Annotated in this window: 5 protein-coding genes and 1 pseudogene; 5 read left to right on the top strand and 1 reads right to left on the bottom strand. The window is 46.4% G+C overall.

Annotation, left to right across the window (positions count from 1 at the left end; genetic code table 11):
- The 5 genes from ACTF7Q_RS09730 to ACTF7Q_RS09710 form a co-directional block, all read left to right on the top strand.
- A partial coding sequence (locus ACTF7Q_RS09730) for a YtoQ family protein (RefSeq protein WP_438997641.1) occupies nt 1-290 on the top strand: 290 nt, incomplete at its 5' end.
- A gap of 44 nt (nt 291-334) precedes the next feature.
- A complete protein-coding gene (locus tag ACTF7Q_RS09725) occupies nt 335-1,273 on the top strand; it encodes a DMT family transporter (protein WP_438997640.1) in 939 nt (312 codons plus the stop codon).
- A gap of 32 nt (nt 1,274-1,305) precedes the next feature.
- The gene (locus ACTF7Q_RS09720) at nt 1,306-2,235 is read left to right on the top strand and encodes a ketopantoate reductase family protein (protein ID WP_438997639.1); all 930 of its coding nucleotides are present in this window, start codon (nt 1,306-1,308) and stop codon (nt 2,233-2,235) included.
- 55 nt (nt 2,236-2,290) lie between these two features.
- Nucleotides 2,291-3,082, top strand: a complete 792-nt coding sequence (locus tag ACTF7Q_RS09715; RefSeq protein WP_438997638.1) for a class II aldolase/adducin family protein — start codon at nt 2,291-2,293, stop codon at nt 3,080-3,082.
- A 3-nt stretch (nt 3,083-3,085) separates the two neighbouring features.
- Complete coding sequence (locus tag ACTF7Q_RS09710) at nt 3,086-5,497, top strand: GcvT family protein (RefSeq protein ID WP_438997637.1); 2,412 nt, start codon at nt 3,086-3,088, stop codon at nt 5,495-5,497.
- Between the two features lie 73 nt (nt 5,498-5,570).
- Here the strand turns inward: ACTF7Q_RS09710 and xylA are convergent.
- A pseudogene (gene xylA / locus ACTF7Q_RS09705) lies at nt 5,571-6,824 on the bottom strand (xylose isomerase).
- Nucleotides 6,825-7,064: the final 240 nt, after the last annotated feature.

Below are 7,064 nucleotides of genomic sequence, written 5' to 3'. Positions count from 1 at the left end.
AATATTGGCACGATCATAAAGGCGCCATGGTCAATGCAATCCGTACACGAAAAGCTATTCAGGACGCCGATATCGTTGTTGTAAGATTCGGCGAAAAATATAAACAGTGGAATGCGGCATTTGACGCAGGCTATGCGGCCGCCCTTGGTAAATCACTTATTGTTCTGCATGGTGCAGAACATCAACATGCCTTAAAGGAGGTTGATGCCGCCGCCCTAGCTGTTGCCGAAGACCCAAAGGCTGTTGCTGATATTTTGCGTTATGTGCTGACACAAAAGCTTCCCGGTTAAAGATCAGATGTCACCACAATATGATTATAGAATGATACCGGCCTATGTCTGACCGTTCTGTTTTGCTCGGCGTGTCCGCCAATTCGTCTATGTCAAAAGGCATCCTTCAGATTTGCCTTGCCATGTTGATTATTCCGGCTATTGATGTCTGTGCCAAAACGCTAGGGCGGAGCTTTGATCCGTTACAAGTCACATTTTTTCGGTTCTTTATGCAGATATGTCTTTTACTGCCTTTGGTAATCTATAATCGACTGTGGACGATTCCGCCTGGCACTTTGGCCATACAATGTATGCGCGGCATTACGCTTGTGATCGCTACATTCTGTTTTTTCTGGGCCATTCAGCATCTTCCATTGGCCGAAGCGATTGCGATCTTTTTTGTCCAGCCTCTTATTTTGACAGGTTTATCGGTTCTGATACTGGGCGAAACGATCCGTATGCGGCGTATTTTTGCAATTATATTTGGTTTGATCGGAGCCATGATGGTTTTGCAGCCAAGCTTCGTGATTTTTGGGTGGCCAGCTTTGCTACCACTTGTGTCAGCCGTATCAATGGCATTTTACATGATATTTACAAGCCGCATTTCATCGGTTGCGCATCCGTTTCAAATGCAGTTTGTCGTTGGTTTGGTTGCCGTTATTGCGTTGGGCATAGTTATGATTTTAGGGCAGTTTGCTGATATTCCGGGGACAGGCTTTTTGTCTACAGATAGTCGTCATATTAAGTGGATTGTGGGCATGGGCATAGCCTCGACCATTGGCCATATGTTCATTGTTTTTTCAACACAGAATGCCCCTGCTAGCGTGCTGGCACCGTTCCAATATGTTGAAATCGTCACGGCCGCCTTATTTGGCTATCTATTTTTTAATGATACGCCTGCCGATACGACGTTCGTGGGTACATTTATCATTATTGCGAGTGGTGTTTATTTGTTTCATCGCGAACGCGTCGTTGCGCGTCAAATGGCAAAAGAAGATAGTTAGTAGCGACGAATGAAAATAAAAATGTATCTGTCATGAAGTTAGGATTTATTGGGGTAGGGGCGTTAGGGTCGCTTTTTGGCGGTGCGTTAGCGGATGCTGGTCATAATGTGACTTTGGTAATCCGCAATGAAGCGCATCGCAATGCTGTATGCCGTTCTGGATTGAGGTTGGTGCGCGATAGTGGTGAGAGCATGATCAAGGTACCAACAATCGCCCCAACCGACACATATGTGCCATTTGACATAATATTTGTTTTTACCAAAACAGGCGCAACAGCCGAAGCTATTAGGGCTGTGTCGCATATGATTGACGATGCAACATGTTTGGTCAGTGTGCAGAATGGGCTTGGTAACGATGATCTATTGGCGGATTTTGTTGGATATGAACGGGTAATATATGGAACAACAACAGCCCCTGCGGATTTACTTGGCCCTGGGCATGTCGTATCGCATGGACAACATCTGACACAGATTAACGCCGCACGGTCAGATAGCGCCAAGATCGCCGCGCAACTAGCTACGATGTTAACTAGCGCAGATATGCCAACCGTGGTTAATGATGACATTGATACTGTCATCTGGGGCAAGGTTGCGTTTAACACCGCCATCAATGCAATCTGTGCATTGGTCAATGGCACACCCGGTACAATTGCCGATTCTGTATATCTTTCTAATCTGGCGCGGGCGGTGGTTATGGAAAGCTGTGCGGTCGCCCATGCTGATGGCATTATGATTGATCCACAGAATGTTCTGGCAATTATCGAGATGGCAGGGCGTGAACATCGCACGCATAAGCCATCAATGGTGCATGATGTGATGGCAATGCGCAAAACCGAAATTGACGCGCTCAATGGCGCTGTCATAGCTCTTGGTAAAAAACATAATATAGCAACACCTTTGAATGAGGCGTTATTTGCTCTGATTAAAGGTGTTGAAGCGCAATATGAAAAAAACACTAGATAAAGTGCCAGAATGCGCGTCATAGTGGTCTTTAAGATATGTTGTTTTGGAGTTGAAAATGCAGTCAGTGGCACTTGATGTAACCTATCCAAAAGCCCCAACCGGTATGAGTGAAGCCGAATGGCATGCACGGGTTGATCTGGCTGCCTGTTATCGTCTAACGCATTATTATGGCTGGACCAGCGTCGTTTATAATCATATCACCCTCAGGATTCCGGATACTGAAACCTTTCTTATAAATCCCTTTGGCTTGACCTATGACGAAATTACCGCCTCAAATCTGGTGCGCATAGATTTGGATGGAAACAAGCTTGATAATAATGATGCGCCGATCAATTTGGCAGGTTATCTGATTCATTCGGCTATTCATCGTGCCCGTCCTGATGATCTGCATTGTGTAATGCATACGCATGAACCGATTAGCCAGGCCATGTCAGCGATCAATGCCAAAGCCATACCATTGGTTCAAGAAGGGTGTCAGCTTTTTGAGCGTGTAGGCTATCATGATTTTGAAGGCATTGTTCTGAACGCTGATGAGCAGGGGCGCTTAAAAGCAGCTTTGGGCCAAGATAATCATACATTACTGTTGAAAAATCATGGTCTTTTAACGGCTGGTCCAACGGCAATATGGGCATTTGTCAGACATCAGGTCTTTATCCGCAATTCGGATGTCCAGTTACGGGCGATGGCATCAGGTGCTGAGATCAGCTATATCCCTGACGATGTGATGCGTCATACACGCGAACAATTCGAAGGCGGGAGTGCGCAAGGTGGTGCCAAAGTGCGTCATCCTGAATGGCCAGCTTTCTGGCGGATGCTTGATCGTATTGACCCAAGATGGAAAAGCTAACACATGACAAATAATAGTAATCCTCTGCCAGAAAACGCATCCGTTGTCGTTATTGGTGGCGGCATAATGGGCTGTTCAACGCTTTATCACCTAGCTAAACGCGGTATCAGTGATGCCATTCTTCTTGAGCGTAACAAGCTGACTTCCGGAACCACTTGGCACTCAGCTGCCCAGGTGCGCGCATTGCGCTCAACCCGAAATCTGACTGATCTTATTCGCTATTCGATAAGTCTGTATGAAACGTTAGAAGAAGAAACTGGACAGAATGTTGGCTGGATCAATAAAGGATCGCTTTCCATTGCTACGAATGAAGACCGGATGGTGCATATAAAACGTCAGGAAGCTTTGGCCAATCTATTTGGCGTTGAAGCCTATTCAGTCTCAAAAGATGAGGCAATGGAACGATGGCCATTAATGAATGGTGAGGATGTGCTTGGCGCCGTATGGTCGCCGGATGATGGACGGGTCAGTCCGTCAGATTTATGCGCTGGCCTTGTCAAAGGTGCCAAAATGCGTGGGGCAAAGATATTCGAAGATACCGGCGTAACGGGTATTCTGACTAAAGGTGGCCGTATTGTCGGGGTTGAAACCGACAAAGGTACGATCCGTTGTGATGCTATCGCGTTATGTACGGGTTTGTGGAGTCGAAATGCCGGCGCATTGGCCGGCGTCGATATACCGGTCTATCCATGTGAACATTTTTATCTGCTGACTAAGCCCGTTGCAGGTGCCGAAGGCAATTTACCAACCTTGTCAGATCATGATGGGCATCTTTATATCCGTGATGATTCGGGCGGGTTGCTGGTTGGCTGTTTTGAACCAATGGCAAAAGCCATTGATCCAGATCGCCTTGGTGACGATTTTGCTTTTCAGCTATTGCCTGAAGACTGGGATCATTTTGAGCCAATGATGATGAATGCCTTGCATCGATTGCCTGCGTTGGAAACAGCCGAAGTACGTATGCTGCTTAATGGGCCAGAAAGCTTTACCCCGGATGGCAGCTTTATGCTGGGCGAAACTGCCGAAACAAAGGGACTGTTTCTTGGTTGTGGAATGAATTCGGTTGGTATTGCAACTGGTGGCGGTGCCGGGATGGCACTAGCAGATTGCATCATTGATGGGGCGACGCAGACTGACCTTTATGAAGCTGATCCCAAACGTTTCCCCGATTGCTTTAATAGCGCAGAGGCATTGGCTAGCCGTGCGCCAGAGGTGCTGGGTAAACATTACGAAATCACCTATCCCGGGCGACAATGGCACAGTGCACGAGGGCTTCGTACATTGCCCCTACATGCTTCATGGGTCAGAGAAAAAGCGCATTTTGGCCAGGTTTTCGGGTTTGAACGCCCTATGTATTTTCAAAAGCAAGATGAACCAAAACTTGGTTTCGGGAAACCTGATTGGTTTGATCACGTTGGCCGCGAAGTTAGCTACGCGACAAATGATGTTGCCATTTTCGATCAATCAAGTTTTGGCAAGATCAGCATTACCGGTCGGGATGCTGAAACCATGCTGAACCGCCTTTGTGCCAATAACATGTCTAGACCAGCTGGACGCGCCACCTACACGACCATGGTAAATGAAAAAGGTGGTATCGAGAGTGATTTGACAAGTCTGCGTTTTGATGACGAGAGTTACCGTCTATATGTTGGTTCATCAGCTATCAAGCGTGATTTGTCCTGGCTCCGTGAACATGTCAATGCAAATGAGCAGGTCGAGATACATGATCACACCATTCAATTTGCGACTATAGCCGTAATGGGGCCAAAGGCTTCGGTGATGATGAGATCGCTGGGCGCTGATTGGCTTGACGAGCTTGGTTATTTTACCCATGCACGTAATGAAATTGCGGGCATCATGGTTGATGCCGTAAGGCTTTCTTATGTTGGCGAGGCGGGCTGGGAGCTCACCTGTGCATGTGAAGATGCTGAAAGGCTCTATACCGCATTAAACGAAGCTGGTGCTCGTCCTGCTGGCACTTTGGCGCAATCATCAATGCGCATTGAAAAACAGTTTCTTGCCTATGGGCATGAGCTGGATACAGATGTGTCACCTATGATGGCTGGCCTTGGTTTTACCGTTGATATGCAGCATTTATTTATTGGCTATGAAGCTATACAAAAGGCGATGGAAACGCCCACAAAACAGACTATTGTCAGTTTGCGTCTAGCTGATGTGAATGCGGTGCCTTTGGGTAATGAGCCTGTCTATCATGATGGCGAGATTATCGGCAAAACGACATCGGCAAGTTTTGGCTACCGTATTGGCTGTCCTGTAGCTTTGGCCTATATTGACAGCATAAGCGCAGTTGATGGCACCGACGTTTTCATCGATATTGCGGGCACGCATTTCATCGCAAGCGTTTCACGCAAAGCTCTGTTTGATCCAGATGGGCTTCGGATGCGCCGAAGCTAGAACATAGTCAAAGCTATACTAAGCTATCCTAAACAAAACGGTTGACGATATTCTCCAGATATTCCTGTTTGCCTTATACGGGGTCAGGGTTGAAATCTTCTGCCAGCACCTTGTCGGCTAGACTATCCAGCCCATATTTCCCATCCATGATGTTGCCGCCACAATCAGACTCCCATCCAACTTAGCGATCAACAAGATTTTGTTGCAAGCTTCCATCTTCGAGCATCGCGGCGGCGGCTTTAAGGCCGCGCGCGCAGACATCCATACCGCCAATATGTGCTAATATTAGGTCCTGCCGATCAATTGATTGACGGCGAAGTTTGGCATCAAAATTTGTGCCGCCATTTTCAAATCCCCCATGTCTTAAAATCTGATAATAGGCAAGAGCGACCTCAGCTACATTATTTGGAAATTGATCAGTATCCCAACCTAACTGGTAATCGTTATGATTCATATCGATCGAACCAAAAATACCAAGTGCATTGGCAAGCGCCAATTCATGTTCAAAACTATGACCTGCTAAAATAGCGTGGCCTTGTTCGATATTGACCTTGATTTCAGCATCAAGTCCATAACGCTTGAGAAATCCATATACTGTGGCAACGTCAAAATCATATTGATGTTTTTTAGGTTCTTGTGGTTTTGGTTCGATCAGGATAGTGCCATCAAATCCTATATTATGCTTATAATCGCCAACCATATTCAAAAATCTGCTCATTTGATCCATTTCGTGATCAACCTCTGTATTGAGCCAGGTTTCATAGTATTTACGGTCACCCCATAACACATAATTTGCGCCCCCCAATTGCTTGGTGGAGTCAAGACAGGTTTTGCCTGTTGCTGCGGCAAAGATGAACACATCCGCATTAGGGTTGGCGCCACCACTCATATAGCGACGATGCGAAAATAGGTTTGCTGTGCCCCAAAGTAATTTCACTTTGGATGCTTCCATTTTCTCCTGAAAATAGTCGGTTATTTCCTGCAATTACGGGTGTTCTCGGCAAAGCTTGTGCCTTCGGGACACACATTGACATCATGAAAGCAGAAAAAGGGTGTGCTCAGCAGGCTGAAGATATCAAATGCGACATCGGCTTTCAGTTTTTCGGCATCCATAGCATTGCCCTTGGCAGGATCCCAATGTGACGCAAACCATGGTCGTTCAAAAAGTTTCGCCACCAAATGGGTCGTTACCAGGCCAGACAAAATTGTGCCAATAACAGATCGCAAAGCGCAGGTGATCTTCCATATGTTTACCAAGCACCATTTCATCTACATCATAATGTTTAAAGGCAAATGGATTTGAGCTATCGGCATCCTCAAAGGTGATTTTCTGATCGAGTCAAAAAAATGAAGTGGGCATAATGATCAGGTTCCTTGATGTAAACGTGGTTGTTTTTTATACGGCTTAAATCAGATTAACGTATCGTTTTGGTGGCAGCATAAAGTTGCTGCCATTGGTGCCGACGATGCCTAAGCGCGTCTTTTATCATCGCATCTGGGCTAATGGTTTCTATGATGTCAGGCTTGCGTAAAATTGTGGCGGTGTCTGCGGCGCTATAGGATTTGC

Origin of the sequence: Puniceispirillum sp. (SeqCode), from assembly GCF_965657105.1 — a bacterium.
In the GTDB taxonomy this organism is placed as follows: domain Bacteria; phylum Pseudomonadota; class Alphaproteobacteria; order Puniceispirillales; family Puniceispirillaceae; genus Puniceispirillum.
Note: the sequence above shows the minus strand (reverse complement) of the source record. Positions and strands in the feature narration are given on the sequence as shown.

What these genes read in the sequence shown, in the direction of transcription:
- ACTF7Q_RS09725 (WP_438997640.1), top strand. Translation starts at nt 335, where the DNA reads ATGTCTGACCGTTCTGTTTTGCTCGGCGTGTCCGCCAATTCGTCTATG.
- ACTF7Q_RS09720 (WP_438997639.1), top strand. Translation starts at nt 1,306, where the DNA reads ATGAAGTTAGGATTTATTGGGGTAGGGGCGTTAGGGTCGCTTTTTGGC.
- ACTF7Q_RS09715 (WP_438997638.1), top strand. Translation starts at nt 2,291, where the DNA reads ATGCAGTCAGTGGCACTTGATGTAACCTATCCAAAAGCCCCAACCGGT.
- ACTF7Q_RS09710 (WP_438997637.1), top strand. Translation starts at nt 3,086, where the DNA reads ATGACAAATAATAGTAATCCTCTGCCAGAAAACGCATCCGTTGTCGTT.